At 63.2% G+C, this 25,333-nt stretch carries 35 protein-coding genes, 6 pseudogenes and 1 riboswitch; of the genes and pseudogenes, 29 read left to right on the top strand and 12 right to left on the bottom strand.

Annotation, left to right across the window (positions count from 1 at the left end):
• The first annotated feature begins 21 nt into the window (after positions 1 to 21).
• The 9 genes from L0A91_RS08985 to L0A91_RS09015 all read left to right on the top strand — a co-directional run bounded on the left by L0A91_RS08985 (position 22) and on the right by L0A91_RS09015 (position 6,250).
• Positions 22 to 330 carry a hypothetical protein gene (locus L0A91_RS08985; protein WP_235243977.1) on the top strand — a complete coding sequence of 103 codons (309 nt, stop codon included), beginning with the start codon at positions 22 to 24 and terminating at the stop codon, positions 328 to 330.
• Positions 279 to 2,279, top strand: coding sequence for a helicase-associated domain-containing protein (locus L0A91_RS08990; protein ID WP_235243979.1), 2,001 nt, complete (start codon positions 279 to 281; stop codon positions 2,277 to 2,279). Before L0A91_RS08985 ends, L0A91_RS08990 begins: the two co-directional genes overlap by 52 nt.
• A 41-nt stretch (positions 2,280 to 2,320) precedes the next feature.
• Positions 2,321 to 3,211 (top strand): TrpB-like pyridoxal phosphate-dependent enzyme, encoded by an 891-nt coding sequence (locus L0A91_RS08995; RefSeq protein WP_235243981.1) that lies wholly within the window; start codon positions 2,321 to 2,323, stop codon positions 3,209 to 3,211.
• Positions 3,186 to 3,692, top strand: coding sequence for a hypothetical protein (locus L0A91_RS09000; RefSeq protein WP_235243983.1), 507 nt, complete (start codon positions 3,186 to 3,188; stop codon positions 3,690 to 3,692). The genes L0A91_RS08995 and L0A91_RS09000 overlap by 26 nt, the downstream gene beginning before the upstream one ends.
• Before the next feature lie 114 nt (positions 3,693 to 3,806).
• The gene (locus L0A91_RS17440) at positions 3,807 to 4,493 is read left to right on the top strand and encodes an APC family permease (RefSeq protein ID WP_260115171.1); all 687 of its coding nucleotides are present in this window, start codon (positions 3,807 to 3,809) and stop codon (positions 4,491 to 4,493) included.
• Positions 4,406 to 4,708, top strand: coding sequence for a hypothetical protein (locus tag L0A91_RS17445; RefSeq protein WP_260115332.1), 303 nt, complete (start codon positions 4,406 to 4,408; stop codon positions 4,706 to 4,708). Before L0A91_RS17440 ends, L0A91_RS17445 begins: the two co-directional genes overlap by 88 nt.
• A complete protein-coding gene (locus L0A91_RS17450) occupies positions 4,665 to 5,225 on the top strand; it encodes an amino acid permease (protein WP_260115172.1) in 561 nt (186 codons plus the stop codon). Before L0A91_RS17445 ends, L0A91_RS17450 begins: the two co-directional genes overlap by 44 nt.
• A 90-nt stretch (positions 5,226 to 5,315) precedes the next feature.
• Entirely contained in the window at positions 5,316 to 5,588 is a 273-nt protein-coding gene (locus L0A91_RS09010; protein ID WP_235243985.1) for a hypothetical protein, read from the top strand.
• Entirely contained in the window at positions 5,585 to 6,250 is a 666-nt protein-coding gene (locus L0A91_RS09015) for an HNH endonuclease signature motif containing protein (protein WP_235243987.1), read from the top strand. The genes L0A91_RS09010 and L0A91_RS09015 overlap by 4 nt, the downstream gene beginning before the upstream one ends.
• Positions 6,251 to 6,324: 74 nt before the next feature.
• On the opposite strand, the gene L0A91_RS18910 is transcribed toward L0A91_RS09015, so the two are convergent.
• The 4 genes from L0A91_RS18910 to L0A91_RS09025 all read right to left on the bottom strand — a co-directional run bounded on the left by L0A91_RS18910 (position 6,325) and on the right by L0A91_RS09025 (position 8,581).
• Positions 6,325 to 6,960, bottom strand: coding sequence for a M13-type metalloendopeptidase (locus tag L0A91_RS18910; protein WP_311197746.1), 636 nt, complete (start codon positions 6,958 to 6,960; stop codon positions 6,325 to 6,327).
• The gene (locus tag L0A91_RS18915) at positions 6,960 to 7,700 is read right to left on the bottom strand and encodes a hypothetical protein (protein ID WP_311197747.1); all 741 of its coding nucleotides are present in this window, start codon (positions 7,698 to 7,700) and stop codon (positions 6,960 to 6,962) included. The genes L0A91_RS18910 and L0A91_RS18915 overlap by 1 nt, the downstream gene beginning before the upstream one ends.
• Positions 7,625 to 8,293 carry a hypothetical protein gene (locus L0A91_RS18920; protein ID WP_311197748.1) on the bottom strand — a complete coding sequence of 223 codons (669 nt, stop codon included), beginning with the start codon at positions 8,291 to 8,293 and terminating at the stop codon, positions 7,625 to 7,627. Before L0A91_RS18920 ends, L0A91_RS18915 begins: the two co-directional genes overlap by 76 nt.
• Positions 8,294 to 8,413: 120 nt before the next feature.
• Positions 8,414 to 8,581: a hypothetical protein gene (locus tag L0A91_RS09025; RefSeq protein ID WP_235243989.1), complete on the bottom strand. Its 168-nt coding sequence runs from the start codon at positions 8,579 to 8,581 to the stop codon at positions 8,414 to 8,416.
• Positions 8,582 to 8,743: 162 nt separating this feature from the next.
• Between L0A91_RS09025 and L0A91_RS09030 the strand changes: the two genes are divergently transcribed.
• A complete protein-coding gene (locus tag L0A91_RS09030; RefSeq protein ID WP_235243991.1) occupies positions 8,744 to 9,037 on the top strand; it encodes a GPP34 family phosphoprotein in 294 nt (97 codons plus the stop codon).
• A 13-nt stretch (positions 9,038 to 9,050) separates the two neighbouring features.
• Here the strand turns inward: L0A91_RS09030 and L0A91_RS09035 are convergent.
• From L0A91_RS09035 to L0A91_RS09060, 6 genes and pseudogenes are all read right to left on the bottom strand, one after another.
• Positions 9,051 to 9,981: pseudogene (locus tag L0A91_RS09035) on the bottom strand (hydroxymethylglutaryl-CoA lyase).
• Between the two features lie 19 nt (positions 9,982 to 10,000).
• Positions 10,001 to 10,468: pseudogene (gene ribH, locus L0A91_RS09040) on the bottom strand (6,7-dimethyl-8-ribityllumazine synthase).
• Positions 10,465 to 11,130: a 3,4-dihydroxy-2-butanone-4-phosphate synthase gene (gene ribB / locus L0A91_RS09045; protein WP_311197749.1), complete on the bottom strand. Its 666-nt coding sequence runs from the start codon at positions 11,128 to 11,130 to the stop codon at positions 10,465 to 10,467. The pseudogene ribH and the gene ribB overlap by 4 nt, the downstream one beginning before the upstream one ends.
• The gene (locus L0A91_RS09050) at positions 11,111 to 11,725 is read right to left on the bottom strand and encodes a riboflavin synthase (RefSeq protein WP_235243993.1); all 615 of its coding nucleotides are present in this window, start codon (positions 11,723 to 11,725) and stop codon (positions 11,111 to 11,113) included. The genes ribB and L0A91_RS09050 overlap by 20 nt, the downstream gene beginning before the upstream one ends.
• A gap of 15 nt (positions 11,726 to 11,740) precedes the next feature.
• Complete coding sequence (locus L0A91_RS09055; protein ID WP_235243995.1) at positions 11,741 to 12,310, bottom strand: RibD family protein; 570 nt, start codon at positions 12,308 to 12,310, stop codon at positions 11,741 to 11,743.
• Positions 12,208 to 12,872, bottom strand: a pseudogene (locus tag L0A91_RS09060) (bifunctional diaminohydroxyphosphoribosylaminopyrimidine deaminase/5-amino-6-(5-phosphoribosylamino)uracil reductase RibD). The gene L0A91_RS09055 and the pseudogene L0A91_RS09060 overlap by 103 nt, the downstream one beginning before the upstream one ends.
• Positions 12,855 to 12,985, bottom strand: a riboswitch (FMN riboswitch). (Overlaps the previous pseudogene by 18 nt.)
• Positions 12,986 to 13,449: 464 nt before the next feature.
• On the opposite strand from L0A91_RS09060, the gene L0A91_RS09065 reads away from it, so the two are divergent.
• The 4 genes and pseudogenes from L0A91_RS09065 (at position 13,450) to L0A91_RS09080 (ending at position 16,037) form a co-directional block, all read left to right on the top strand.
• A complete protein-coding gene (locus L0A91_RS09065) occupies positions 13,450 to 13,680 on the top strand; it encodes a helicase-associated domain-containing protein (RefSeq protein WP_235243997.1) in 231 nt (76 codons plus the stop codon).
• Positions 13,681 to 13,926: 246 nt separating this feature from the next.
• Positions 13,927 to 14,259: a DEAD/DEAH box helicase family protein gene (locus L0A91_RS09070; RefSeq protein WP_235243999.1), complete on the top strand. Its 333-nt coding sequence runs from the start codon at positions 13,927 to 13,929 to the stop codon at positions 14,257 to 14,259.
• A complete protein-coding gene (locus L0A91_RS09075; RefSeq protein WP_235244001.1) occupies positions 14,235 to 15,017 on the top strand; it encodes a DEAD/DEAH box helicase in 783 nt (260 codons plus the stop codon). Before L0A91_RS09070 ends, L0A91_RS09075 begins: the two co-directional genes overlap by 25 nt.
• Positions 15,018 to 15,076: 59 nt before the next feature.
• Positions 15,077 to 16,037: pseudogene (locus L0A91_RS09080) on the top strand (IS481 family transposase).
• Here L0A91_RS09080 and L0A91_RS09085 read toward each other — a convergent pair.
• Positions 16,034 to 16,261, bottom strand: a complete 228-nt coding sequence (locus L0A91_RS09085) for an EamA family transporter (RefSeq protein WP_311197752.1) — start codon at positions 16,259 to 16,261, stop codon at positions 16,034 to 16,036. The pseudogene L0A91_RS09080 and the gene L0A91_RS09085 overlap by 4 nt on opposite strands.
• Positions 16,177 to 16,911: a hypothetical protein gene (locus L0A91_RS09090; RefSeq protein ID WP_235244003.1), complete on the bottom strand. Its 735-nt coding sequence runs from the start codon at positions 16,909 to 16,911 to the stop codon at positions 16,177 to 16,179. Before L0A91_RS09090 ends, L0A91_RS09085 begins: the two co-directional genes overlap by 85 nt.
• Before the next feature lie 133 nt (positions 16,912 to 17,044).
• Between L0A91_RS09090 and L0A91_RS09095 the strand changes: the two genes are divergently transcribed.
• The 15 genes and pseudogenes from L0A91_RS09095 to L0A91_RS09160 all read left to right on the top strand — a co-directional run bounded on the left by L0A91_RS09095 (position 17,045) and on the right by L0A91_RS09160 (position 25,331).
• The gene (locus tag L0A91_RS09095) at positions 17,045 to 17,863 is read left to right on the top strand and encodes a pseudouridine synthase (protein WP_235244005.1); all 819 of its coding nucleotides are present in this window, start codon (positions 17,045 to 17,047) and stop codon (positions 17,861 to 17,863) included.
• A 53-nt stretch (positions 17,864 to 17,916) separates the two neighbouring features.
• Positions 17,917 to 18,621, top strand: a complete 705-nt coding sequence (locus L0A91_RS09100; protein WP_235244007.1) for a response regulator transcription factor — start codon at positions 17,917 to 17,919, stop codon at positions 18,619 to 18,621.
• On the top strand, positions 18,618 to 19,121 hold the full coding sequence (locus L0A91_RS09105) for a hypothetical protein (RefSeq protein WP_235244009.1): 504 nt from the start codon (positions 18,618 to 18,620) through the stop codon (positions 19,119 to 19,121). The genes L0A91_RS09100 and L0A91_RS09105 overlap by 4 nt, the downstream gene beginning before the upstream one ends.
• A 65-nt stretch (positions 19,122 to 19,186) precedes the next feature.
• Positions 19,187 to 19,357, top strand: a pseudogene (locus L0A91_RS09110) (HAMP domain-containing protein); the annotation flags it as partial.
• A gap of 47 nt (positions 19,358 to 19,404) precedes the next feature.
• Positions 19,405 to 20,205 (top strand): cell wall metabolism sensor histidine kinase WalK, encoded by an 801-nt coding sequence (locus L0A91_RS09115; RefSeq protein WP_235244011.1) that lies wholly within the window; start codon positions 19,405 to 19,407, stop codon positions 20,203 to 20,205.
• A 175-nt stretch (positions 20,206 to 20,380) separates the two neighbouring features.
• Positions 20,381 to 21,238 (top strand): S1C family serine protease, encoded by an 858-nt coding sequence (locus L0A91_RS09120; protein ID WP_235246585.1) that lies wholly within the window; start codon positions 20,381 to 20,383, stop codon positions 21,236 to 21,238.
• A pseudogene (locus L0A91_RS09125) lies at positions 21,181 to 21,396 on the top strand (PDZ domain-containing protein); the annotation flags it as partial. The gene L0A91_RS09120 and the pseudogene L0A91_RS09125, both read left to right, overlap by 58 nt.
• Before the next feature lie 176 nt (positions 21,397 to 21,572).
• On the top strand, positions 21,573 to 22,196 hold the full coding sequence (locus L0A91_RS09130; RefSeq protein WP_235244013.1) for a hypothetical protein: 624 nt from the start codon (positions 21,573 to 21,575) through the stop codon (positions 22,194 to 22,196).
• Positions 22,193 to 23,080 carry a hypothetical protein gene (locus L0A91_RS09135; protein WP_235244015.1) on the top strand — a complete coding sequence of 296 codons (888 nt, stop codon included), beginning with the start codon at positions 22,193 to 22,195 and terminating at the stop codon, positions 23,078 to 23,080. The genes L0A91_RS09130 and L0A91_RS09135 overlap by 4 nt, the downstream gene beginning before the upstream one ends.
• A 67-nt stretch (positions 23,081 to 23,147) precedes the next feature.
• Positions 23,148 to 23,444, top strand: a complete 297-nt coding sequence (locus L0A91_RS09140; RefSeq protein WP_235244017.1) for a hypothetical protein — start codon at positions 23,148 to 23,150, stop codon at positions 23,442 to 23,444.
• A gap of 128 nt (positions 23,445 to 23,572) precedes the next feature.
• A complete protein-coding gene (locus tag L0A91_RS09145) occupies positions 23,573 to 23,869 on the top strand; it encodes a hypothetical protein (protein ID WP_235244018.1) in 297 nt (98 codons plus the stop codon).
• Positions 23,785 to 24,105 (top strand): hypothetical protein, encoded by a 321-nt coding sequence (locus L0A91_RS09150; RefSeq protein WP_235244019.1) that lies wholly within the window; start codon positions 23,785 to 23,787, stop codon positions 24,103 to 24,105. Before L0A91_RS09145 ends, L0A91_RS09150 begins: the two co-directional genes overlap by 85 nt.
• Positions 24,106 to 24,219: 114 nt before the next feature.
• Positions 24,220 to 24,345, top strand: a complete 126-nt coding sequence (locus L0A91_RS17455) for a hypothetical protein (RefSeq protein ID WP_260115173.1) — start codon at positions 24,220 to 24,222, stop codon at positions 24,343 to 24,345.
• Between the two features lie 285 nt (positions 24,346 to 24,630).
• On the top strand, positions 24,631 to 25,017 hold the full coding sequence (locus tag L0A91_RS09155) for a hypothetical protein (protein WP_235244020.1): 387 nt from the start codon (positions 24,631 to 24,633) through the stop codon (positions 25,015 to 25,017).
• Complete coding sequence (locus L0A91_RS09160) at positions 24,978 to 25,331, top strand: hypothetical protein (protein WP_235244021.1); 354 nt, start codon at positions 24,978 to 24,980, stop codon at positions 25,329 to 25,331. Before L0A91_RS09155 ends, L0A91_RS09160 begins: the two co-directional genes overlap by 40 nt.
• The last annotated feature ends 2 nt before the right edge of the window (positions 25,332 to 25,333 follow it).

A 25,333-nucleotide genomic window follows, 5' to 3' on the forward strand; every position in this document is an offset into this window, starting at 1 on the left:
GGTCAAGATAGCCTAGGCAGAATGCCCGACCAGCCCCGCTCCTTGCCGATGATCTGCGCGCTCGCAGCGATGCCGATCTGGCGATGTTGCTGGTCGCTCGGCCTGATTGGCCGCCCCACACCGACCGATGTCACGACGCTAGCGGCACGGGCGACGACCCGTTCCAGCGTGCAGCGTGCGCTGGACGCCCTCGACCTGGCACACCTGCATACCCTTGAAGCAGTTGTTGTGGGGCACCCGCCAGCCGCGCCGAAATCGCCCGCTTACTCGGCCAGCCAGTGCGCTCAGCCCTGGTCAAAAATGGTCACCGACTTAGCAACCTGGCGCTGACCTGGGAAAGCCCAGAGGGTATGCGGGTCCCGCGCACCGTCTCAGACGTGATCGGCGACCCGGCTGGCCTTGGCCCTGTGCTGCCCGATGTGCCCAAGCCCGCAGTGATCAAAGAAGCGCTAGGCGATGTCAACCGGCAAGGTCGCGCGTTGTTGGACGCGCTGACCTGGGGGCCAGCGACCGGGGTCTTGTCTGAAGCAGTGAGCAAGGGCGACACTGCGATTGGGTCAGCGGCCCGCAGCCTGATCCAGCAGGGGTTGCTGCATCGTGTCGACGCGTCACACGTCGTCCTGCCCCGCCAGGTTGGTTTGGTCCTGCGCGAGGGTCAACTTCACCAGCGCCCGTCTCTAGCCGCGAGTGAGGTAGAAGCAGCCGAGGTCGATGTCGACGTCGTGGATGCTACCGCTGGCGGGCGAGCCGCAGAGTTGCTGGTGCACAGCGCCGAACTGATCGACTTATGGGGCGCCGAGCCAGCGAAGGTGCTGCGCTCTGGCGGGCTATCGGTGCGTGACCTTGGCAAACTGGCCAACCACCTCGAGATGCCGGTTGACGAGACCGCTTGGCTGGTCGAGGTGATGCAGCATGCCGGCTTGATCGCCCGCGAGGACACCGACGATGCCACCTGGATGCCGACTGGTGAGGCTGACGACTGGGTGGACCTGCCTCCCGCCCAGCGCTGGGCCGACCTAGCCAAAGCCTGGTGGACGATGCCTGCAGCCCCTCGCTCGTGGGACCTAGCGAGAGCGGTCGCATCAACGCCCTCAGCGTCAACACCTCTTGGCCAGCTGGACGCACTCGACGTCGGGATGTTTTGCACGCCCTGTCGACTCTGCCGATGGGCCAAGCCCCAGCGCCCGATGACCTCGTCGAATTGGTCCGCTGGCATCACCCCATCCGGATGGCCCGAGCCGGGGCGAGTGGCTCAACGCCCGGTGTCGATGTCGTGTTGCGCGAAGCCGAATGGGCTGGCGTGCTGGGGCGTGGAGCCTAGCACCGCTGGTCGCGCTCTGGTCAGCGGCGACTTTACGCAGGCTGGGTCCGCGATGGCCACGCACATCCCCGAGGCCGTCGACTATGTGCTGTTGCAGGCGGACCTCACGGCAATCGCCCCCGGCCGCCTCGATGGCCCCGCCCGTCAGGTGATGCGATTGCTCGCCGACGTGGAGTCACGGGGTGGCGCCACCGTGCATCGGATCACCGAATCCAGCCTGCGCCGCGCGCTCGATTCCGGCTGGACAGCCGACCGAGTGATGACGGAGCTATCGGCGATCAGTCGCACCGGCATACCTCAGCCTTTGGAATATCTGGTGCGTGACATCTCCCGGCGCCATGGCGTGGCCCGGGTTGGTTCGTGCGCGGCCTATGTGCGCTCCGACGACGAGGCGTTGCTTGACCGACTGGAGGCTGACCGCGGCTTGAACCTGCTGCAGTTCCGCCGCATTGCCCCGACTGTGGTGGTGACTCCTGTCCCAGCCACCACTGTTTTGGACCTGCTGCGCGAGCGCCAGTATGGGCCGGTCGCCGAAGGAGCTGATGGTGGAATCACCGTGGCCTCCGGTCGCCACCACCGCACTTCTCGTTCAGCGCGCCCCAGCATCGCTGCGGCGGGCGTCGATGCAGAAGTGGCGAGCCAAATCGTTGCTGTGATGCGCAACGGCGAGACCGCTCGCCGCGCCGAAAGCGAGACGACGTGCCCACCAGCACTGACCCGGTCGTCACTCTTGCGCTGCTGCGCGAGGCCGCTGCGGAGGGGATGTCCGTCTGGATTGGCTATGTGGATGATGTGGGCGGAGTGCAGCGGACGCTGTTCCGACCGGCGCATGTTGAGGCTGGCCGAGTGCGTGGCACGGTCGGCGATAGCGACGTCATGCGCACGCTGTTGTTGCACCGCATACGAGGTGCGCGTCCAGCTAAATAGCATCCACCGCAGCCAATCCACTTGTCTGTGATTGGCCCTCCCAAAACGCGTTTCAGGCGCTAAGTTCCCTTTATGGTGAACCCTGAAACCGCCTCAAAAATCCTGCTCGATGAGTCAGAGATGCCCACGCAGTGGTACAACATCGTGGCTGATTTGCCGGTGCCACCACCGCCCGCGCTGCACCCTGGCACTCATGAGCCCGCCGGCCCAGAAGACTTCGCGCCGCTCTTTCCGATGGCCCTGATTGAGCAAGAGGTCTCGACCGAGCGCTACATCGATATCCCCGGTGGCGTGTTGGACGTCTACAAACTGTGGCGCCCCAGCCCGCTCTATCGGGCCCGCCGCTTGGAAAAGTTGCTCGACACCCCCGCCAAGATCTACTACAAGTACGAAGGCGTCAGCCCGTCGGGGTCGCACAAGACCAACACCTCGGTGCCGCAGGCCTACTACAACCACCAAGAAGGCATCACCAAGCTGACCACCGAGACTGGCGCCGGCCAGTGGGGCAGCGCCCTGGCGTTTGCCACGGCGCAATACGGCATGGAGTGCGAGGTATGGCAGGTCGCCGCTTCGTATCGAGCCAAGCCCTATCGCCGGACCATGATGGAGATCTGGGGTGCCAGCGTGCACGCCAGCCCCTCGGAGTTGACCGAGTTCGGTCGCAAATTGCTCGCCGAAAACCCCGACCACCCCGGCTCGTTGGGCATTGCGATCTCTGAGGCAGTGAGTGAGGCCGTCGCTGACCCCAAGACGCGGTATGCGCTGGGCTCCGTCCTCAACCACGTGCTCCTCCACCAAACCATCATTGGTGAGGAGGCCTTGCTGCAGTTGGCCAAGGTGGGTGATGTCCCCGATGTGTTGGTGGGCTGCACGGGTGGTGGGTCGAACTTTGGCGGCTTGGCTTCTCCCGTTCTTGCGGGAAAAGTTGGCCGGCAAGATGAACCCGACGATTCGCTGTGTTGAGCCTGCCGCGTGTCCGAGCCTGACCAAGGGCGAATACCGCTACGACTTTGGCGACACGGCTGGCCTGACCCCGCTGATGAAGATGCACACGCTGGGTCACGACTTCGTGCCGGAGCCGATTCACGCCGGTGGTTTGCGCTATCACGGGATGAGCCCGTTGGTGTCGCACATTTATGACCAAGGCTTGGTCGAAGCAATCTCGATCCCGCAGACCGAGTGCTTCGCAGGCGCGATTCAGTTTGCTCGCGCTGAGGGAATCGTGCCGGCCCTGGAGCCGACCCACGCCATCGCCGCTGCCGTGCGAGAAGCATTGGCAGCCAAGGAGGCTGGCGAAGAGCGAGTCATTTTGACGGCCCTGTGCGGTCACGGCCACCTGGATCTTGCGTCATACGAGACCTACTTGGCTGGCACGATGACGGACCTCGATCTCTCCGATGACGCGATCGCCGAAGCGATGAAGTCGGTGCCGGTCCTGGGCTGAGATCGGAGAGTAGCCCTAGCAGACGTCCAGGTCAGCCGCTAACGTCTACACCTATGACTGCTGGGGTGGAACCACTCAAGAACGAGACCAACTCACGCGATCGCTCAAACCTCAATGGGTTTGGGCGATCGCTTGGGGTCAGCCGTAGGTTGGGGCGCTTTCGTCCTGCCGACCGATTGGCTCGCGACCGCGGGGCCAATGGGAACCATCCTCGGGCTTCTCATCGGAGCCGCGCTGATGTGTCTGATCGCCGTCAGTTATGGGCTGTTGATCCGCACGTTCCCGGTGTCCGGTGGCGAATACGCCTACACGTTCACGGCCTTCGGCCGCATTCACGCGTTCATTTGCGGTTGGTTTTTGACGCTCGGCTACACCTCGATTGTCGCGCTCAACGCCTCGGCACTAGCGCTGCTGTTTCGTCGCATGGTCCCGTGGCTCGTTGAGTGGGTGCCGCTATGGGAGATCGCCGGCTGGCAGGTGTATCTAGGCGAGGTGTTTGTCGCGAGCCTGGCTCTCATCGGCTTTGCCTTGCTCAACACTCGTGGCTCCTCGATGTCGGGGCGCTTGCAATATGCGTTCTGTGTCGTCATGTTGATCGCTGTCGGTTTCATCGTGGCCGGCGTCTTGCTCCACCCCGGCACACCCTGTCTAACCTGTCGCCGTCCTTCCCGACGCAAGTCGCGCCCGTATCGGCCATCCTGGCTATCGTCGCCATCGCGCCCTGGGCCTACGTCGGCTTCGACAACGTCCCGCAGGCAGCCGAAGAGTTCGACTTCCCGCCAGCTAAGGCTTTCGGCCTGATCGTGATGGCCATCTTGGCTGCGGCCGCTATCTATGTCGCGATGGTGTTGGCCACGGCGGCGGCCATCCCGTGGACGGAACTGGTCGCCAGCGAGCCAGCCTGGGGCACGGCGGACGGGTTGGCCTCACTTTGGCAACCTCGGCCTACTGACTCTGGCAGTCGGCGTTTCGATGGGAGTCTCGACTGGACTCAACGGCTTCTATGTCTCGGCTAGTCGGCTGCTCTTTGCGATGGGGCGAGCCAAGGCCATCCCTGGTGCCTTCTCGACGCTACGTGGCCCAGGCAAAGCACCCGTGACCGCCATCATTTTTGTTTGCGCCATCACCCTGATCGCCCCATGGTTTGGCCGCGAGGCGCTGCTGTGGGTCGTCGACATGAGTTCAATCGGCGTGACCATCGCCTACACCTACACGTGTTTGGCCGCCTTCAAACTGTTCCGCTGGTCGAATGCCCCGGCAGAACCGGGCGTGCCGGCTGAAGTGCGTTCAACAACCAAGAAGGTGCTTGCCGCTCTGGGAGCCATGACCGGCACGTCATTCTTCCTGTTGCTGATGGTGCCCGGATCACCTGCACACTTGAGCACTCCCTCCTTGGTGGCGCTCGGCGTATGGGTCGTGCTGGGTCTCATCTTCTTCGCATCGCGACGTAGCGCCTCGGCCAAGGTCAGCGATGAGGAGATGGAGTATCTGATCCTGGGCGAAGACCACAAGATTGTGCGCCGCTCGTCCTAACACGGGTGAGGGTTTACTCAACTGAGCTAGCCAGCCTGTGCCAAGCTGGCCTGTATGGACAGCAGGGAGCCACAACGAGCGTGGCTACTCATGGCTGCGGGAGACAACCGCGGCCACGGCGGCAATGCTGGCTATGACGACCAGCACGACGCGTATTACTCATGGGACAGCAACGTTCCGAACTACTCAAAGGTCGAGATTGGCGACCCCATCGCGTTGTGGGATAAACGGCGCTTGCTGGGGATCTCGGTCATTGAGGACATCGAGACTTCATCCGGGCCCAAACTGCTCCACCGCTGCCCCAACTGCAACCGGACACGGATCAGCCCACGCAAGACAAAATCCCCAAGTACCGCTGCATGAAGTGCAACGTCGAGTTCAACGAGCCAGTCAGTAGCACCACCGAGGTGAAGCTATACCGAGCAAGGTATGACGCGGCATGGGTTTCGCTGGAAGGAGTCCTGGACGAACAAGCACTGCGTGCGTGCGCGGTCAACAGTGGGGACATCAACGCCATGCGTCCGCTGAATTGGGACGCGCTTCGTCGGGCCCTGGGGCACGAGCGCGTCACTCATGCGGTCGACCGTGTAACTGCCCGTGTTGATTTCCACTGGCGACCTGAGACTCTTCTAAACCTGGCACCGCAAGGATTCACTGAGGAATTGGTCCGGGTCCGTCGAGGCCAAATGCGATTCCGTGAGCACCTACTCAAGGCCCAGGGCAACCTGTGTGCGTTTACCGGTGCCGCACCCGCCCAGGTGTTAGAAGCCGGTCACCTCTACAGCTATGCCCAGTTAGGCACGCACTTTGAACATGGTGGCTTGATGCTTCGCCGCGACATCCACCGACTATTCGACGACGGCATGCTGGCGGTGCGACCGCGCAGTTTGCGGATCGACGTTGCCCCGTGGCTGGAGAAATTTCCTCAATATGCTCAACTCCACGATGAACCGCTGCAGTTGCGCCTTCGGGACAGCCAGGTCAAGTGGCTCGATAAGCACTGGACTGAACATCGAGGCCAGTAGGCCTAGGAACGCGTGGCGGCTGGGGTGAGCGTTAATGCCGCCCAGCCCAACCGCTACCTAGAGATTCTCGTGCTCTAGAAGATGCGCACCCGGTCAGCTGGCTCAACCCAGAGCCCATCGCCCGGCGCTGTCTCAAAGGCTTCGTGGAAGGCATCGACGTTGCGGACGGTGTTGCCTCTCAGGTCTGCGGGCGCGTGCGGGTCAACTGAGAGCAGTCGCTTGGCCTCTTCGACGCGTGCCTTGCCCTGCCAGACGGCGGCGTAGCCCATAAAGAAGCGCTGCACGCCGGTGAGGCCGTCAATCTGTGGCGCTTCCTCGCCCGCTGCCAGCAGGTAGGCCGAAAGCGACATCTCCAGCCCGCATAGGTCACCAATATTTTCGCCGACGGTCAGCCCGCCATTGACCGTGGAGCCTGGCACCTCACGGGGTGACAACTCGCTGAACTGCGCGATCAGCCTTTGCGCACGCTCATCAAAAGCCGAACGGTCTGCCTCAGTCCACCAGTCGGTGAGTGACCCATCACCGGCATAGCGCGAGCCTTGGTCATCAAAGCCGTGACCGATCTCGTGCGCAATCACCGCACCGATGCCGCCATAGTTCACCGCGTCATCGGCATCAACGTTGAAGAACGGTGGCTGCAGAATGGCCGCGGGGAAGACGATCTCGTTAAGCATCGGGTGGTAGTAAGCGTTAACCGTCTGCGGGGTCATCAGCCACTCATCACGGTCGATCTCACCGCCAATTTGGCCAAGTCACGCGCGTTCTCAAAGGCGTTGCCACGCTTGACGTTCCCCCAGAGGTCGTCGGCTTCGATAGCCAGGTCGGAGTAGTCGCGGAAGGTCGGCGGGTGACCAATCTTGGGTCGGAAAGCATCGAGCTTTTCGAGTGCTCGCTCGCGGGTTTCGAGACCCATCCACTCCATGTCAGTGATCCGGCGCCGAAAGGCCTCCAGCACGTTGGTCACCAGCTCTTGCATCCGCTCACGAGCCTCATCCGGGTAGTGGCGAGCGACATACATCTCACCGGCAGCCTCACCAAGGTGTCCCTCGACCAAGCCAACGCCGCGCTTCCAGCGGGCACGGATCTCCGGGGTGCCACTCAACGTGCGACCGTTGAAGTCGAAGTTGACCTCGACGAAGTCATCGCTCAAGAAGGGAGCAGCTGACTCCAGCAGGTCCACCACGAAGAAGGCCTGCCAGTCGGCCACCGGGGTGTTGGTCACCTCGTGAGCAATCGCCGTCAGCGCCTCAGGTTGACGCGCCACCACGTGAGCGAACGCGCCATCTGGTGCGCCCAAGCCTTCCGCCCAGGCAGCCCAGTCCCAGCCAGGTGTCAGATCAGCTAACTCCGACGCACTGACCTTGTTGAAGGACTTCACTGCGTCTCGTGAAGCGACGCGGTCTCGGTGCGACTTCGCGATGCGCTCCTGTAACGCATACACACGACCCACAGGGTCTTCCCCAGGTCGAGACCGGCTTGCTCCAGCGCCGGGGCAGCCAATTCCAAGAGCTCTGCGACGAACTTCTTGTATGCCTCACGAACCTCGGCGTGCTCGTCGTCGAAGTAATACGCCTCATCGGGCAGGCCGATGCCGCCCTGGTGCAGGTAGGCGACGTAGTCCTCGGGGCTGCTGGCGTCTGCGGTCACCCACATGTGCGCCAGCCCGCCAATGCCGTGCCGCTGCAGAATGGCCGAGGTGCGCACGACATCGCTGGGCGAAGCGACTGACTTGATCAGCTTAAGGTCAGCCGTGAGCGGTGCAGCGCCCAACTCAGCCAGCCTGTCGGTGTCCATAAAACTGGCGTAGAGCGCCCCCACCTTGCCCGCAGCGCTTTGCGGGTCAGGCGAGGCTGCAGCCGCTTCTTCAATAAGTTGCTTGACGTTGCTCTCGGCTGCTTCGCGCAGCATGTCGAATGACCCGTAGCGCCCCCGGTCGCTCGGAATCTCAGTGTTGGCGATCCATCCACCATTGACGTGCCCAAAGAGGTCATCGGCTGGCCGGACTGCGGTGTCCATATGTTCGCGGTTAATCCCTGAATCCATAACCCCACCGTAAGCCCTGGCACTGACAGGCATGGGCCGGGAACCGCTACCGTTGAGGATGCGTCGGAATGCCATGAACCCTTCGCTGCTACCACCACAGACGCTGGTCGCTGAAGATGTCTACCTGCTCATCCTCAACGAGGCCAACGGGAAGAGTCTCGTCAACGACTCAGAGCAAACCAGGATCATCGCCTCAGCGATGATCGTTGATCTCGTGCTCTCGGGTGCTATGGAAGCCGTGGACAATCCGGTCAATCCGTCGACCTTCTTACTGCGTGCGCGCGCCATCTCCCCAGGGCTTGACCCGATCCTGATCAAACCGCGAAATGCAGCCGACGGCCATGCACCTGAACCAGCCATTCTGCGGTTGCGCCGGACAAAGCACCAGAAGCCCCTGGCAAAGCGGTTAGCGGCCGGGGCTACGTCACTCGCCAACCACTCAGTTCTCGAATGCCAGAACTCAACGGCGAGCACGAGAGCCAGGTGCGTGCAGGGCTACTGCAAGTGCTGCGCGATCAGCGTGAGCCGGACTATCGCGAGGCCACGCTGATCGCCTTGTTGTTGACGGTCCGCAAACTGGCCACACTCTTCCCGGCCGAAGACTCAGCCGCTATATATACCCGGGCCGAGGAAATCGCCAAGGACCATTGGATTCAGAAGGCTCCCAAGACGCGAGGCGTTCTCGATAGTGCTGGCGCACAGATTGTCGAGGGAGTCGGCGACATCCTGAGCGCCTGGCCCTAGACCCAACGCCGGGCTAACTCCCGGCGAGCGCCTTCACGACCCGGCTGGCAGGTGGCTTGTTGAGCTTCGTGGACATCCAGGTGCTGGTCTCGACCAGGGCGGCAAGGTCAGCCCCATGCCGAATACCAAGACCATCGAGCATCCACACCAGGTCTTCACTGGCGAGGTTGCCAGTGGCTGATTTGGCGTAGGGGCATCCGCCCAGGCCGCCAGTAGACGCATCGAACACCCGCACACCACGGCCGAGCGCCGCGTACGTGTTGGAGAGCGCCTGCCCGTAGGTGTCGTGGAAGTGCACCCCGACTTGATCTGGCCCGATGCCTGCATCATCCAGTCGATCGAGCAGTCGCAGCACATGCCCAGGCGTCGCGACACCGATGGTGTCCCCAAAGACAGTTGGTCACAACCCAGATCCATCAGGCGTGAGCAGACGTCAATGACCTGATCGATCGGCACTGGCCCTTCCCACGGGTCGCCGAAACACATCGAGACATAGCCGCGGACCCAGGCCCCACCATCGAGCGCCCGCCGAACAACCGGTGCGAACATCTCCAGCGACTCATCGACGCTGCGGTTCAGGTTTTGCGGGCAAAGGTTTCGGTGGCGCTACCAAAGACAGCAATCGCACTCACCCCTCGCTCGAGAGCCCGGTCCAGGCCACGCTCATTGGGCACCAGCACAGGCCGTTGCCGCCCCAAACCAGCCGAGCCGAGTTGAGCCAGCAGTTCTTCGGCGTCCCCCAGTTGTGGCACCCACTTGTGCGGCACCATCGAGGTGATCTCCACCGTCTGCAGGCCAGCCGCGATCAGCCGATTGATGAACTCGGCTTTGACCTCAGTCGGCACCGCCAGTGACTCGTTTTGCAGCCCGTCGCGCGGCCCGACCTCATAGATCGTGACCTCATCGGGCATCCCGGCTTGCGGCTCCACCATTGGCAGCGTCATAGCCTCAGCCTGCCACTTGTTAGAGATCGCGCAGCGTCACGGCCGTGGCGACGGCAGCCGTCACTGCCTCGTGGCCCTTGTCCTCGCGCGAGTCGGGCAAGCCAGCACGGTCAAGCGCTTGCTGCTCGTCATCGCAGGTCAAAGGCCAAACCAACGGGTATGCCGGTGTCGGTCGAGACCTGCGTCAGCCCCTGAGTGGCTGCTTGGCAGACATACTCAAAGTGCGGCGTGCCGCCACGGATAACGACCCCGAGGGCGACAACGGCGTCAAATTGCCGCTCTTCGCCAACCGCGCGCAAGCCACTGGCAACTCGAAGCTGCCCGGCACCACGACGCGGGTGACCTCAGTGACGCCGGCATCCTCAAGGCCGCGATCAGCCCCGGCGCGCAGGCCATCCATGACCTCGGTGTGCCATGAGGCGGACACCACTGCAACTCGCAGATCATGTCCACTGACGGCGAAGGTTGGTGCTCCTGCTCCACTCATACTGTGCTCCCTGCTCTGTCACGCTGCGGTGTTTGGGTCTTTGCTGTCGGCATCTCGCGCTGGCGCCGATAGTTGATGAGATCTGCCACGGTGAGCACCACGAGGTCAAACTCCCGGCCGAGGGCCTCAACCTCTGGGGCGCGCAGCATTTCGCCTTCGTCATCGACGAGTTCAGCGATAGCACCAACCGGGGTCAGCCCCGCCAGTCGGCACAGGTCAACGGCCGTCTCGGTGTGTCCGGGGCGCTCGAGCACTCCACCGTCGCGGGCCCGCAACGGGACGACGTGGCCAGGCCGGATCAGGTCACCGGCGACAGTGTCGGACGCCCCCAACAGCGACACGGTGCGAGCGCGGTCGGTAGCACTGATGCCGGTGCTCACACCCACGACCGCGTCCACCGTGACGGTGTAGGCCGTGCGGAACGGGTCGGCGTTGTTGACGACCATCAGCGGCAGTTGCAATCGGTCAGCCCAACTCGCCGGCATCGGAGCACACACATATCCCGAGGTATGCCGGATCGTCCACCCCATCCAGGCTGGCGTGATCGTCTGGGCGGCCAAGATGACGTCGCCTTCGTTTTCGCGGCTGGCATCGTCAAGGACGAGCACCGGTCGCCCTTCACGCAGAGACTGCAGCGCCTGCTCAACGATCTGCGTAGTCATGATTGGCCTCCTGGCTGATCAGCCGTTCCACATATTTAGCCAGCACGTCGACCTCAACGTTGACGCGTTCGCCGACTTCGCGTTTGCCCAGGGTGGTCAAGTCCAGGGTGGTCGGGATCAGTGAGACGGAAAAGGTCCCCTCCGTCAGGTCTGCAACCGTCAGCGAGACGCCGTCGAGCGTGATGGAGCCCTTGCGCACCACATACCGAGCAATATCGCTTGGCAGAGCAAAGGTGAGCACTTCCCAGCGGTCGCCGGGCACTCGGCTGAGTAGTTGCGCGGTCGTGTCGACGTGGCCTTGCACGACGTGTCCGCCAAACCGGCCATCGCTGCGCAGGGCCCGCTCGAGGTTGACCGGCGAGCCGACTGTCAGGTCACCGATGCTGCTGGCGTTGAGTGTTTCGGCCATCACGTCGGTGCTGAACTCGCCATCGCCGTGCTCGGTGACGGTCAGGCAGACGCCGTTGACGGCGATCGACTCACCGTGGCCTGCGTCGCTGGTGACCAACGGCCCGCGGATGCGGATTTGGCTTGAGTCGTCGTGCGGCGTGATCGCCACGATTTCGCCAAGTTCTTCAACAATGCCGGTGAACATTAGCCACTCCGAGATTCAGTGCTGGTGGTTGTGTGCTGAGCGCGGGCGCGAGGTGAGGCGCACGTCTGAGCCGACTCGCTGGACATCGACAAGGTCGAGCCGAGCGATGCCGTCCATTGAGTCGATCCCTAGGCCGGAGATGGCGCTTGGGCCGTCGCCGAGCAGCGCCGGGGCTATGTAGTTAACGACTTCATCGACAAGCCCGGCCTGCCAAAGCGCCGCGATGAGGGTGGGGCCGCCTTCGACTAAGACCCGTCGGATGCCATTGCCAAACAGCTCCCGCAGCACCGCAGCCACATCGTGAGTCTGGAAGTGCTTTGTTGGCGCATCCTCGTTGACGACCTTGACGTCTCCGGTGAGAGGCCGCTGCCCAATCACCACCCGCAACGGTTGGCGTTCGAGCAGGTCACCGTCGTCATACCGGGCAGTGAGTGAGGGGTTGTCGGCAGCGATCGTGCCCGTGCCCACCATGATCGCGCCACTCACGGCCCGCAGTTTGTGGCCATCAGCGCGAGCTTCGGGCGAGGTGATCCAGGCGCTGCTGCCATCGGCTGCGGCGATGCGGCCATCGAGCGTGCTCGCCATTTTGACGGTGACCCAGGGCGCCCCAGCCGGACTGCGAGCGCCCAGTGCTCAACGAGTTCTTCGGCCGCTGGCAAGTGCACTTGCTCGACCTCTAGACCACTGTGCTGGAGCTTGACGCCACCTCCGCCAGCCTCGGCCGTGGGGTCAGAGACGGCATACACAACTCGAGCAATGCCCGCTTCTTGCAACGCCTCGGCGCACGGTGCGGTCCTGCCGTGGTGGGCACAGGGCTCAAGCGTGATGTATGCGGTGCCCCCGGCTGCCCGCGGCCCGCCTGCCGCAAAGCGTCGACCTCGGCATGCACGGTGCCAGCGCCACGGTGGTGGCCAACCCCAGCGACTTGGCCCTCGGCGTCGAGGACGATGGCGCCGACGCGAGGGTTGGGGTCGGATTCAGGGCCCAGCAGGGCAGCATCAAGGGCTTGCTCAAGCCAGGAGGTGTCTGTGGTCACCGGCCAACCTTCCGAAGGAGTCATCTCACCCGGGGTCTGCACATAGGTGCCAAGAGTGACCGCGGGTGCAGATAGACCACACCTGTCGCCACTCTTCGCGCTACCTACCATCCGGACTTTAACCGTCGGTCCTGGAGTTTCACCAGGTCAACCAACCGCTGGCTGCGATTGGGTCGTGGACTATCACCACCGGTTCGGACTTACACCGACCCCGGAGCGCGTTCTTGACTTAAACCATACGCCCAGTGGCCGATCTGAGTCGATCCCCCTTCGCTGCGAGCCGGCCACTCGCGTCTAGCCCGCCCGCTCGCGTCCAGCCCCGCCCACCAAAATCGCGATTCGCACTTTTGCGCTCGATTCGCGGGTTCAAACACGCGTATCGGGCTCATTAGTGCGAATCGCACTTTGCGGCTGCTTTGCGCTCTGCTTTGCGGCTGCTTTGCGGTGTGCCGCGATGGCGCCACATGTGCCGACTCATCTGCCATGTGCCCAAAATTTCGCGTTATATGGCAGATGAAAGGCACATGGTGGGAACAGGCAGACCAGCAGATAGCGTTATACCCCTGATGAATGGCCCACTGATTGTCCAGTCCGATAAGACCCTTCTGCTCGAGGTTGACCACCCCGACTCTGAGCCGGCCCGCCGCGCCATTGCGCCGTTTGCCGAGTTGGAGCGTGCCCCGAGCACGTGCATACCTATCGCATCACCCCGCTTGGCCTCTGGAACGCCCGCGCGGCCGGCCACGATGCCGAGCAAGTTGTCGACGCGCTGGTCAAGCACTCGCGCTTCCCAGTGCCGAACGCCCTTCTGGTCGATGTCGCCGAAACGATGGCCCGCTATGGCCGACTCACGATGGACCGCGAAGAGGTCAATGGCGAGTCGACGTTAATTTGCGCACTACTGATCGCGCTGTGTTGACCGAGGTGCTTCGCCACAAGAAGATCAAGCCGCTGATCGGCGACCGGATCGACGACGACACCGTGCGCGTGCACCCTCCGAGCGCGGCCACCTCAAACAAGAGCTCGTCAAGATTGGCTGGCCCGCCGAAGACCTCGCGGGCTACGTCAACGGCGAAGCCCACGACATCTCCCTTGACCTGGATGGTTGGGCACTGCGGCCATACCAAGAGCAGGCAGTTAACGGTTTTGGGACGGTGGCTCCGGCGTGGTCGTGCTGCCCTGTGGCGCTGGCAAGACGCTGGTCGGTGCGGCGGCGATGGCCAAGTCGAAGACTACGACGCTGATCTTGGTGACCAACACGGTCTCGGCTCGCCAGTGGCGCGAAGAGTTGCTGAAGCGCACTTCGCTGACCGAGGACGAGATCGGCGAATACTCCGGCGCTCGCAAGGAAATTCGCCCCGTCACCATTGCGACCTATCAGGTGCTCACGCTGAAGCGAAAGGGCATCTACCCCCACCTTGACCTGCTGGATGCTCGCGACTGGGGCCTCGTTTTGTATGACGAGGTGCACCTTTGCCGGCCCCGATTTTTCGGATGACGGCTGATTTGCAGGCACGTCGACGCCTCGGCCTCACGGCGACGCTGGTGCGCGAGGACGGCCGCGAGTCCGACGTGTTCTCCCTCATTGGCCCCAAGCGGTTTGACGCACCGTGGAAGGACATTGAGGCGCAGGGCTACATTGCGCCGGCCGACTGTGTCGAGGTGCGGGTCTCACTTCCCGATGCGCTGCGGATGGCGTATGCGGTGGCTGAGCCGGAAGAGCGCTACCGGTTTGCCTCGACTGCGGCGGTGAAGGATGGCGTCGTGGCCGAGCTCGTCAAGAAGCATCAAGGCGAGCAGACCTTGGTGATCGGTCAATATCTCGATCAACTCGACAAGCTGGCCGAGTCGCTGGGCGCCCCGATGATCACCGGAGCAACGACGGTGGCCGAGCGACAAAAGTTGTTCCAGGAGTTCCGCACCGGGGAGATCAGCTTGCTGGTCGTTTCAAGGTCGCCAACTTCTCGATTGACCTGCCAGAAGCCTCGGTGGCCATCCAGGTCTCGGGCACTTTGGCTCCCGCCAGGAGGAAGCACAGCGCTTGGGACGCGTGCTTCGCCCCAGGGTGATGGCCGCACCGCGCACTTCTACACGATCGTCGCGCGCGACACCGTGGACTCTGAGTTTGCGGCGCACCGCCAGCGCTTCTTGGCCGAGCAGGGTTATGCCTATCGGATCATCGACGCTGACGATCTCGACACGTTGAAGCCGGGTGCTAGCTGTTCTTCCCCGGCAGGTTGTGAACGTCTGAGATAGCGAAGACCTCCGTGCAGGATGTGGGTTACCACACTCACTGTCCAAACACGGAGGTCTTCGTGACTCACGCTAACGCTCCTTGACGCCGGAAGGGCGTCGTCGTCTCGCGGTCCTGATCGTTGATCGGGGTTGGTCCCTTCGTCGGGCCGCGGAACGGTTTCAGTGTTCACCGGCGACGGCGAAACGGTGGGCCGACCGCTATCGGGTCGGGGCATCCTTGGTCGATCGCAGCTCCCGACCCCGGACGTCGCCCTCGCGTCTCCCGCAGCGCGTCGAACGGCGAATCGTCGGATTGCGGGTCAACCGCCGGTGGGGACCGCACCGGATCGCGTTTCATCTCCGGCTGCATCGATCAACTGTCGGACGGGTCCTCGCCCGCTTTCGGATGCCGTTGCTGACCCATATCGATCAGTCGAGCGGTGTCCGGGTGCGGAGGGCGAAGCCGATCCGTTACGAGCTCGCTGAGCCGGGTCAGCTCGTGCACGTGGATATCAAGAAGCAGGGCCGCATCCCCGACGGGGGCGGGCATCGCATGTTGGGGCGGCAAGCCGGGAACCGCAACAACAAGAAGAAGGGACGCGGCTACGCGTTCCTCCACCACGCCGTCGACGACCACTCCCGGCTGGCCTATTCGGAGATCCTCGACGACGAACGCAAAGAGACCGCCTCCGCGTTCTGGGAACGCGCCAACGCGTTCTTCCAGCCGCGGGGATCACGGTGACGGCCGTGATGACCGACAACGGCTCCTGCTACCGCTCCCGCGACTTCGCTGCTGCGCTCGGCACGATCAAACACCGATGGACTCGGCCCTACCGGCCCCAGACCAACGGCAAAGTCGAACGCTTCAACCGCACCCTCGCTGCCGAGTGGGCCTACGCCGCCTCATACGCGAGCGACGAAGACCGAGCAGCGACCTACCAAGACTGGATCCATCACTACAATCACCACAGACCCCACACCGGCATCGACGGCCAAACACCCTCAGACCGCGTTCACAACCTCACGGGGAAGAACAGCTAGCCCAACAGCGTGACTAAGACGACCCCGATCAACACCAACGCGCTGGCTATGTAGTCGGCGCGTTGGTGTTTTTCGTTCAGGGTGAATCGGGCGATCACAAACGCCATGATCAGCTCGATCTGGCCCAACGTGCGCACCTTTACCGCGCTCTCCAGCGTGAACCCCCACGCCCAGCACAAGGAGCCCAACAGGCTAAAAGCCCGACCCAGATGGCCGGTCGCCAAGCTCGCGCGACTCGCCTCAACTGAGATGGGTCCGTGAAGACAAGCCAGGCCCCGTTGATGAGCGTCTGGGTCGTCAGAAGGATCGCCATGGTGAACAGCGCACGGTCAAAGGCTGGCGCTCCAGTCAGCGATTGCGAGGCAGCGCCGATGCCGACTGCTGCCCCAGCAAACCCGGCTGCCGCTAGCAGGCCCATCCAGGCTGCCGGGTCCCCCGAGCCCGCGATGATCGTGCGCCAGGAGCCTTTGGCCGCGAGCATCAGGACGCCGACCGTCACCAAGATGACGCCAATCCAGCCGCCAGGCCGCAGCGCAATGCCGAAGCCAACGGCTCCCATCAACGCGACAATCAACACCTCGGTTTTGCTGTAAACCGTGCCCACGGCAAAATCGCGCATCTTGAACGCCTGCAGCAAGGCCACCGTGCCCAATATCTGCGAGATGCCCGCAGCAATGATGGTCGGCCAAAACGAGGCGGGTATGCCCGGCAGCGTGCGCCCCAGCACCCCAAAGAAGATCACATTGGCCAACAGAGCCAGCGGCACCCCATACGCAAAGCGGACGAAGCCGGCAGCCGTGGTGTCGAGCACCCCGCGCAACTCGTGTTGCCGCGACGTGCGCAGAATCTGAAACAGCGCTGCAGCTACGGTCACGGGTATCTACAACATGTCGGTTCATACTTTAGCGATGCCGCCGCCCTCCCCTTTGCCAACCCGTTATGGCTTGTCCGCGGCGTGGGTTTGCACTCCTGATCGCGACGTCTCCCAGCCGCAGCCGTGGCCATCGATGGGCGCCTGGCTCCGGGACAAGCTAACCGAGCGCGTTGAGGTCACCCGGCTCTTGCGCGAAGAGCGATTTGTGTATGCCGATGGCTCGCCGGTGCGAGACCGCGCCCCCTACACACCGCATACCTTTGTCTGGTTCCACCGGGATCTGCCGGACGAGACGCCGGTGCCTGGCCAGATCGAGATCGTGCATCGCGATGACCGCCTGGTTGTCATCGACAAGCCAGCCTTTTTGTCCTCAATCCCTCGTGGCCAACACATCCGCGAGAGCGTCGTGGTCAGACTGCGCGACAACCTATTACTGCCCGAGTTAACCCCGCTGCATCGCCTCGACCGGATCACGTCGGGGTTGCTGGTTTGTGCGACGCAGCAGCGCTGGCGTGGGCCCTATCAATCGCTATTTCAAAACGGCGGGATGACAAAGACGTGCCGAGCGCTAGCGCCAATCCACGACGACCTTGAGCTGCCGATCACGGTGGCCAATCACATCAGCAAGCCTCGTGGAGCGCCGAGCGCTCAGGTCCTCCCGGGCGCCCTGATCAATGCCGAAACGCATGTTGCGCTGGAGTCTCATCTCGATGACTTTGGCGTCTATCGCCTCACCCCTCGCACCGGTCGCACGCACCAATTGCGGATGCATCTCAACGGTCTCGGCATCCCGATCGTTGGCGATCCGCTCTATCCCGTCGACCTGGAGTTAGCGGTTGACGACTTCAGCCAGCCCCTGCAATTGTTAGCAGCCGAGATCTCCTTCACGGATCCGATTAATGGGACTCAGCGGCGCTTCATGAGCACACGGCGACTTCCGCTCAGTCGCTAGCGCATCCAGCAGACATCCAGACGACTCCCAGACAACAGGTCCACACTGGGGGTATGAGTGCTACTGAAGCGACCCTCTTAGTCGTCGAGGATGAGACCAACATCCGCGACCTGCTTGCTACCAGCCTGAAGTTTGCTGGGTTTGAGGTGCACGCTGCCGCTGATGGCGCGACAGCCCTCAAGCTCGCCGAAGAGCACGACCCAGATTTGGCCGTCATGGACGTGATGCTGCCGGACATGGACGGCTTCACCGTGACGCGCCGCTTGCGCGAACGTGGCCGCGAGTTGCCCATCGTCTTCCTCACCGCGCGTGACTCCCTCGATGACAAACTCAAGGGCTTGACTGTCGGCGGCGACGACTACGTGACCAAGCCATTCAGCCTCGAAGAGGTCGTGGCCCGCATCCGCGCCGTGCTGCGTCGCACCCAGGACGCTGAGCCAGCCGAAGAGACCACGCTCGTCGTTGCTGACCTGGAGTTGGACGACGACAGCCACGAGGTGCGCCGCGCTGGCCGGGTCATCGAGGTCTCCCCCACTGAGTTCAAGTTGCTGCGTTACCTGATGCTCAACCCGGGTCGCGTGCTATCCAAGGCGCAAATCCTGGACCATGTCTGGGACTACGACTTCCGCGGAGAGATGGGGATCGTTGAGTCCTACATCTCCTACCTGCGTCGCAAGATCGACACCCAGGGCGAGCCGCTGATCCACACCAAACGCGGCGTCGGTTACGTCCTGCGCGCTCCCGGAGCTGACGTATGAGCCGCCTCGGGTCGGCAAAAAAGTTCACTTACCAGCGCCTCCACGCCCTGTCGCTCACCAAACGGCTAGTGGCTGTGGTGGTGCTGATGGTGTTGGTGGCCTATTTGATCACCACGTCGCTGACGACATTCCTGTTGCGCGACTACCTGACTGATCGCGTCGACGTTGAGCTGGAGCAATATCTGGCTCCGCTGGGCAACGCGGCCTACAACCAGTCGGCCTTCGGCGGCGGCTCCTCGCTGACCTACAACCTGCCCAACACTTATGTCGGGCTCTACACGCCGGTGGGCGGCGGCTCCCAGATCGCCATTGAGCAAAATAGCCAACTGGACCGCCCTGACCTGACCGGCATTTTGCCTGATGACGAGCGCATCGGGCAGTCCCCTTCACGATGGTCACCAACGGCGGCGACCGGTGGCGCGTCGTTGGCGCCGAGGTGCAAACCAGCTCCGCTGATGCCGGCAGCACAGTCGGCACGATCGTTATCGCTCTACCCCTGAACAGCGTGGATCGCACCGTTGCCCAGTTGTGGGTGCTCACCATCCTGACCGGCTTCGCGACGCTGATGGCCGTTGCACTGCTCAGTTGGATCGCCGTCCGTCGCGCCTTCCGGCCATTGACTCGAATCGAAGACACCGCTGCCGCGATCGCTGCCGGCGACCTCACTCGACGCATCGACGAGTCGCAAGCAAACGACGAAGTGGCATCCCTGTCCACTTCGCTCAACGCCATGTTGGCCAACCTGGAGCGCGCCTTCACCGTCCGCAAAGACCTGAAAGCCGGATGCGTCAGTTCTTGGCCGATGCCAGCCACGAATTGCGCACCCCGCTCGCCACCGTCCGTGGGTATGCGGAGTTGTACCGAGTCGGTGGCGTCACCAAACCCGAAGATGTCGCTGGCGCCATGCAGCGCATCGAGAGTGAAGCCACCCGGATGACCAGCCTGGTCGAAGACCTGCTCACGCTGACCCGCTGGGACACTGGCCCGGAGTTGCCCAACGAACCGGTCGACCTCAATGTGCTGGTGTCGGATGTCGTCCAGGATGCTCGAGTGCGCACTCCCGACCGCGAGGTCCGGATGGAGCCGCTGAGCACTGGCGGCGGCCAACCCCTGGTCAATGGCGATGACGACGCGCTGCGCCAAGTGCTGATCAATCTGGTGGCCAATGCCATCGCGCACACGGATCCGGGCACGCCCGTTGAGGTTGCCGTTGGTGTGCAAAACGGTCGCGGCGTCGTTGAGGTCATTGACCATGGTGAGGGCCTCACCCCAGAGACTGCCGAGCGAGTTTTCGAGCGCTTCTTCCGGGCTGACCCCGCCCGCAGCCGCGGCAACGGCGGCACCGGACTAGGCCTTGCGATTGTGGCCTCGATCATGGGCCGACACAACGGCACCGTGCGGCACATCCCCACCTTCGGTGGCGGCGCAACCTTCCGGATCGAGCTGCCCGCTGCACAGCGCAAGCCCGCCTCTCGCTGCAGCGTTGCGCTCACCTCGCTGAGTCACCTGCCCTCGCAGCTTCGTCGCGCCACCCAGCCACATCACAGGCGAAGCACAGAGCAAACAGAACTCCCCACGTTCTAATGAAGTTAACGGTCAGGCGGTGCCTTGATGGCCCCGACCAACCGAAAGCGACTTGTTCCACAAGGAGGACCAGATGACATACCCCCAGGGTGTTCGCCCCCGCAGCCGTTGGCTCGACATCACCGCCGTTGGTGTCCTTTCGGCGCTGATGGCTTCCGGTGGAACCTATGCCGTGATGAACTTTGATGACCCAGGTGTAGGGCCTGTCGTGGTCGAAGCAGACGGCTCGACGAACACTGCGACTCCTGCCTCCTACACCAGCAGCAGCGATTGGGACGGTGTCGCGGCCAACGTCAGCCCTAGCGTCGTCTCCATCGATGTCGCCTCCGAGCAGGGCGCCGGGGCTGGCTCGGGCGTCATTTGGAACGATGAGGGCCATGTCGTCACCAACGCACACGTGATCGCTGGCGCCACCGAAGTGGCCATCACGTTGGCCGATGGCCGCACGTATGCCGCCGCAGTCACCGGTGAAGACGAATCCACAGACCTCGCGGTCTTGCAGATCACGGATCCGCCAGCAGATCTGCGCCCCATCGAAACCAATGACGGCACCGACATTGCCGTTGGCGCCCCGGTGATGGCGATCGGCAATCCGCTTGGCCTGTCCGGCACCGTCACCACCGGCATCGTCAGCGCGCTGGACCGCCCGGTGTCGACGCAGTCTGCCTCGGCCAACAGCGCCACTGTCACCAACGCCATCCAAACGAGTGCCGCGATCAACCCTGGCAACTCGGGCGGCGCGCTGGTCAACAACGATGGTGAGTTGATCGGCATCAACTCAGCAATCGCCTCGCTCTCAGATGGCTCGAGCCAGAGCGGCAGCATTGGCATTGGGTTTGCGATCCCGATGCGGTCAGTGGACTCCATCGTTGATCAACTCATTGAGACCGGCACGGCTGAGCACGCCTTCCTGGAGTCGGTCTCAACAACGCCAGCTCGCAGGTTGACGGTGCCACCCTCGCCGGCGCTGGCGTCACCTCGGTTGAGCCCGGCACTCCCGCGGAGTCGGTCGGCCTGCAGACGGGTGACGTGATCGTGCGCATCGATGGCGAGCGCGTTGGCAGCGCTGAAAGCCTGGTCGCTCAGGTGCGCGAACGCTCGACGGGTGACGAGATCGAGTTGGGCGTCATCCGCGACGGTGAAGAGGATGCTTACACCGTGACGTTGGATGCGCGGCCTGACGAGGGTTAAATAGGCGGATGTCCTTTGCCGCAGAGCTGAAAAGCGAGCAAACTATCTGCGGCAAGCTCGCGCTGAGCTAGCCCGAATGCGTGAGCACACCCTCTCGCTGCAGGCCAGCGGCGGCGATGCAATCGCCGAGGAGCAGCTGGGTATCATCCTTGCTGCTCGGGCAAAGTCGCTGATCGATGACCCTGGCACCGCACTCTTTTGGGCGGCTAGATGTGGCGGCGGGCGCGAGCCTGGACGATGTAGAACCGCAACATCGTTGGTATGTCGGTCGTCGCTACGTCTCTGATGCTGCCGGCGACCCGCTGGTCATCGACTGGCGCGCTGACGTCTCGACAGCGTTTTATCGGGCCAGCCCGCAAGCGCCGATGGGTGTGGCGCTGCGCCGCCGGTTTGGCCTCGAGGGCGGCAACATCACCGCCTTTGAAGATGAACCCCTAGCCGATCCTGCCCAGGCCGAACCCCAGCAGCCTGGGCCGCTGCACAGCCAAATCCTGGCCCACGAGATCGAGCGCCCCCGCTCAGGCCCGATGCGCGACATCGTCGCCACGATCCAGCCTGAGCAGGACAGCATCGTCCGCGCCGATGCCTCGATGAGCGTTTGCGTTCAGGGCGCCCCGGGCACCGGCAAGACCGCCGTTGGCCTGCACCGAGCCGCCTGGCTGCTCTATGCGTTCCGTGACAAATTGAGCCGATCCGGGGTGCTGGTCGTCGGGCCCAATGACACGTTCTTGGCCCATATCGGCGCCGTCCTGCCCTCCTTGGCGAAGCCAGCGTGCGGCATACCTCCGTGCAGGGTTTGACTGCACTGGCACCGGTCCGCAGCGTTGACGAACCAGCCGTCGCGACGCTCAAAGGCGATGCTCGAATGGCCGCCGTTTTGCGCAAAGCCCTCTGGTCACGACTGCAAACACCACAAGAGCCCCTCGTCGCGCCGCGTGGCGTGCGCAAATGGCGCGTCCCGACGTATGCGGTGGCTGAGGTGATGGACGAACTCACCGGGCGCCAGGTCGCCTACAACGCTGCGCGTGAGATGTTTCCGCAGCGTTTGGCCCATGCTGTGTTGCGCAAGATGGAGCAGGCGGGCGACTCTCCTGATGACCGAGTGCAGCAGGCCGTGGCCCGCAGCAAACCAGTGCGTGACTATGTGGGCCAGCATTGGCCCACAGTGACTCCCGCTGCCGTGCTGCATCGCCTATTTGCGGATGGCGATGCACTAGCCGAAGCCGCTGGCGAGGTGTTGACCGCCGAAGAGCGGATGATGCTGCTGTGGGCCAAACCCGCCAAGACACCCGGTGCCGCCAAATGGAGCGCAGCCGACACCGTCTTGCTCGATGAATTGGCCGACCTGATTGACCGCACCCCGAGTTTGGGCCACGTGATCGTCGATGAGGCTCAGGATCTGTCCCAGATGCAATTGCGGGCTGTCGGCCGGCGAGCTGCATCTGGGTCGTTGACGGTGTTGGGCGATATAGCCCAAGGCACCACGCCGTGGGCCACCTCATCGTGGACACAAGCACTCGGTCACCTTGGCGCACCACAGGCACATATTGAAGTCCTCGATCGGGGTTTCGAGTGCCGGGGGCCGTCATCGACTATGCCGCTCAGCTGTTGCCGACGATTGCTCCAGAGTTGGGGTCGCCGATCTCGGTGCGGCAGGACCGCGGTCGCCTCGATGTCCGGCTAGTGAGCACTCTGACCGATGCTCTGGCCGACGAAGTCGATGCCGTGTTGCAGCACGAAGGCACGTTGGGGTGATTGCCAGCGATCAACAGATCGAATCCTTGGCGATCGCGCTCGGCGACCGCTCGTTCGACATTCTTGGGCGAGAAGAAAGCGCAGAGCCTGCCCCCAGGTTGCATCTCGTGCCTGCCTCACTGTCGAAAGGTCTGGAGTTTGACCAGGTCATCGTGGTTGAGCCGGCCAATATTGTCAGCGCTGAGCCAGACCAACGCACCGGGTTGCGCCGACTTTATGTCGTGCTGACGCGAGCCGTTTCGGGGCTCAGCGTGCTGCATACCGAAGATTTGCCTGCCGAATTGACGCCCTAGCGACACCCCGAATGTGGCCCCGGAGTGGAAACATCGGCGCTCTATAGGGATGATCAGAGCAGACGAGTCACCTGGCGGCATCGCCGTGACCCGATCAGACCTGACCATGTTCTATAGAGGAGCCGCACATGCACCCCACTCACATCCCGCTTCGCGTCGCTACCGGCGCATTCATCCTCAACTCGGGCCTGGGCAAGATCGGCGCCGATAAGGAGACTGCCGAGGGCACCCACGGCATGGCTGCAACGGCCTACCCGTTTTTGAAGAACGTTAAGCCCAAGGACTTCACCGAGGTCCTGGCTTACCCGAGGTTGCTCTCGGCGCAGCCTTGCTGGCACCGATGGTCCCCTCTGCCGTCGCTGGCACCGCATTGGCTGCCTTTGGCACCGGCCTGGTCGGCGTCTACCTGCGTGTCCCCGGCCTGACCCGTGAAGACGGCATCCGCCCAACACAGGATGGCCTTGGCATCGCCAAGGACACCTGGCTGGTTGCCGCTGGCGTCACGCTGGCTACCCAGGGTGCCATTGGTGCTGCCAAGTCGGCTGCCAAGAGCGCTAAGAAGGCTGCCAAGCAGTCGGCAAAGGACGCTCGCAAGTCCGCCAAGTCTCTGGCGGTGGACGCTGCCTCGAGCGCAAAGGACGCCCTGCCCTCGCGCAGCTAGGTCCCGCACGAAACAACCTTTAGGCCATGCGGCTGCCCCCAGGGTGGCTGCATGGCCTGAAGTGTCTCTGCCGTATCGTCGTAGGTGCACTGCTCGCCAACATCAAGGACCAAAATGTCGCCCCAGACGCTGCGCCCCGGGATCACTCGCCTTCTCGTGATTATCTGGGTTGTCCAAGCGATCATCGCTGTGCTGTGGCTAGTCTCCAGCATCATCGACGAAGGCGGATCGTGGATTTGATTTTGCCGCAGGCTGGGTCACCGTTGCGCTCTCGCAGGTTTATCGCGCTCGTCGGCAGGCCGTGGTGGTCAACGACAAGGGCATCAAGATCGTCAGTGGGATGAGTGGCAGCACCGATATCGACTGGCGGATCATTACCGATGTTTCGCCCCAGCCCCCGGCCCGCTGGTCACTCATATGTCGGTTGTGCTGGATGACGGCGAGGTCTTTGAGACTCCCCTGGCCAAGGGCGATGACCGTCTCATCAAGCTGTGGCAGTCGCGACAGGCGACCCGCTAGGCCGGTATGGCTGAGTTAAGCCCCAGCGAAGCGGCACGCGAGTCTTGGCTCGCCGACATGGCTGTCGTCGCATCAGTTGCCGGTGAGCAACTCTGGGAAGCCGAGTTGGAATTGCTGCTGAGCGCCTGGTCAGAGTCGCATCGCGCCTATCACAATGAGCAACACCTGCACGAGATGTTGTCCGCTTTGGATTGCTTGAGTGGCACGCTCTCCGAGGCAGAGCACCGAGTAGCCCGCATCGCCGCGTGGTTTCACGATCTTGAATACAACCCCGCGCCCAGGCTGGCAGCAACGAATATCGCAGCGCTGCCAAAGCGCGCGATCACCTGCACCGGCTCGGCGTCGATGATGACGTGGTTGACGCCGTTGAGGCTCTCATCTTGGCGACGGTGACCCACGACGGCATCGACAGCGGCGACGTCTCAGCTGCCTTGAGCGCTGCCTTTAACGACGCGGACTTGTGGATCTTGAGTGCTCCACCACGGCGCTATGCGGAGTATGCGCGTGACGTGCGTACCGAGTATGCGCACGTGCCGGATGCCATGTTTGCTGCCGGTCGGACGCAAATCATGGCCGCGCTGATCGATCGGCCACAGGTCTATGCCACATCGATGGCGCAGGCAGAGGGGAAGCGGCCGCCCGCGCAAATGTCAGCTCGGAGTTGGCCGCACTCCGTTAGCCGCACTTCGTTAGCCACTCTGAGTTAGCC

The organism is Ornithinimicrobium sp. INDO-MA30-4 (assembly GCF_021535045.1).
Lineage (GTDB): Bacteria > Actinomycetota > Actinomycetes > Actinomycetales > Dermatophilaceae > Ornithinicoccus.

Coding starts and splice junctions, on each gene's coding strand:
- L0A91_RS08985 (WP_235243977.1), top strand. CDS start 22: ATGCCCGACCAGCCCCGCTCCTTGCCGATGATCTGCGCGCTCGCAGCG.
- L0A91_RS08995 (WP_235243981.1), top strand. CDS start 2,321: ATGGTGAACCCTGAAACCGCCTCAAAAATCCTGCTCGATGAGTCAGAG.
- L0A91_RS09000 (WP_235243983.1), top strand. CDS start 3,186: ATGAACCCGACGATTCGCTGTGTTGAGCCTGCCGCGTGTCCGAGCCTG.
- L0A91_RS17440 (WP_260115171.1), top strand. CDS start 3,807: ATGGGTTTGGGCGATCGCTTGGGGTCAGCCGTAGGTTGGGGCGCTTTC.
- L0A91_RS17450 (WP_260115172.1), top strand. CDS start 4,665: ATGGGAGTCTCGACTGGACTCAACGGCTTCTATGTCTCGGCTAGTCGG.
- L0A91_RS09010 (WP_235243985.1), top strand. CDS start 5,316: ATGGCTGCGGGAGACAACCGCGGCCACGGCGGCAATGCTGGCTATGAC.
- L0A91_RS09015 (WP_235243987.1), top strand. CDS start 5,585: ATGAAGTGCAACGTCGAGTTCAACGAGCCAGTCAGTAGCACCACCGAG.
- L0A91_RS18910 (WP_311197746.1), bottom strand. CDS start 6,960: ATGACCCCGCAGACGGTTAACGCTTACTACCACCCGATGCTTAACGAG.
- L0A91_RS18920 (WP_311197748.1), bottom strand. CDS start 8,293: ATGGATTCAGGGATTAACCGCGAACATATGGACACCGCAGTCCGGCCA.
- L0A91_RS09025 (WP_235243989.1), bottom strand. CDS start 8,581: ATGGCGCGCGCACGCAGTAAGAAGGTCGACGGATTGACCGGATTGTCC.
- L0A91_RS09030 (WP_235243991.1), top strand. CDS start 8,744: ATGCCAGAACTCAACGGCGAGCACGAGAGCCAGGTGCGTGCAGGGCTA.
- ribB (WP_311197749.1), bottom strand. CDS start 11,130: ATGACTACGCAGATCGTTGAGCAGGCGCTGCAGTCTCTGCGTGAAGGG.
- L0A91_RS09050 (WP_235243993.1), bottom strand. CDS start 11,725: ATGTTCACCGGCATTGTTGAAGAACTTGGCGAAATCGTGGCGATCACG.
- L0A91_RS09055 (WP_235243995.1), bottom strand. CDS start 12,310: ATGGCGAGCACGCTCGATGGCCGCATCGCCGCAGCCGATGGCAGCAGC.
- L0A91_RS09095 (WP_235244005.1), top strand. CDS start 17,045: ATGGGCGCCTGGCTCCGGGACAAGCTAACCGAGCGCGTTGAGGTCACC.
- L0A91_RS09100 (WP_235244007.1), top strand. CDS start 17,917: ATGAGTGCTACTGAAGCGACCCTCTTAGTCGTCGAGGATGAGACCAAC.
- L0A91_RS09105 (WP_235244009.1), top strand. CDS start 18,618: ATGAGCCGCCTCGGGTCGGCAAAAAAGTTCACTTACCAGCGCCTCCAC.
- L0A91_RS09115 (WP_235244011.1), top strand. CDS start 19,405: ATGCGTCAGTTCTTGGCCGATGCCAGCCACGAATTGCGCACCCCGCTC.
- L0A91_RS09120 (WP_235246585.1), top strand. CDS start 20,381: ATGAACTTTGATGACCCAGGTGTAGGGCCTGTCGTGGTCGAAGCAGAC.
- L0A91_RS09130 (WP_235244013.1), top strand. CDS start 21,573: ATGACCCTGGCACCGCACTCTTTTGGGCGGCTAGATGTGGCGGCGGGC.
- L0A91_RS09145 (WP_235244018.1), top strand. CDS start 23,573: ATGCACCCCACTCACATCCCGCTTCGCGTCGCTACCGGCGCATTCATC.
- L0A91_RS09150 (WP_235244019.1), top strand. CDS start 23,785: ATGGTCCCCTCTGCCGTCGCTGGCACCGCATTGGCTGCCTTTGGCACC.
- L0A91_RS17455 (WP_260115173.1), top strand. CDS start 24,220: ATGTCGCCCCAGACGCTGCGCCCCGGGATCACTCGCCTTCTCGTGATT.
- L0A91_RS09155 (WP_235244020.1), top strand. CDS start 24,631: ATGGCTGAGTTAAGCCCCAGCGAAGCGGCACGCGAGTCTTGGCTCGCC.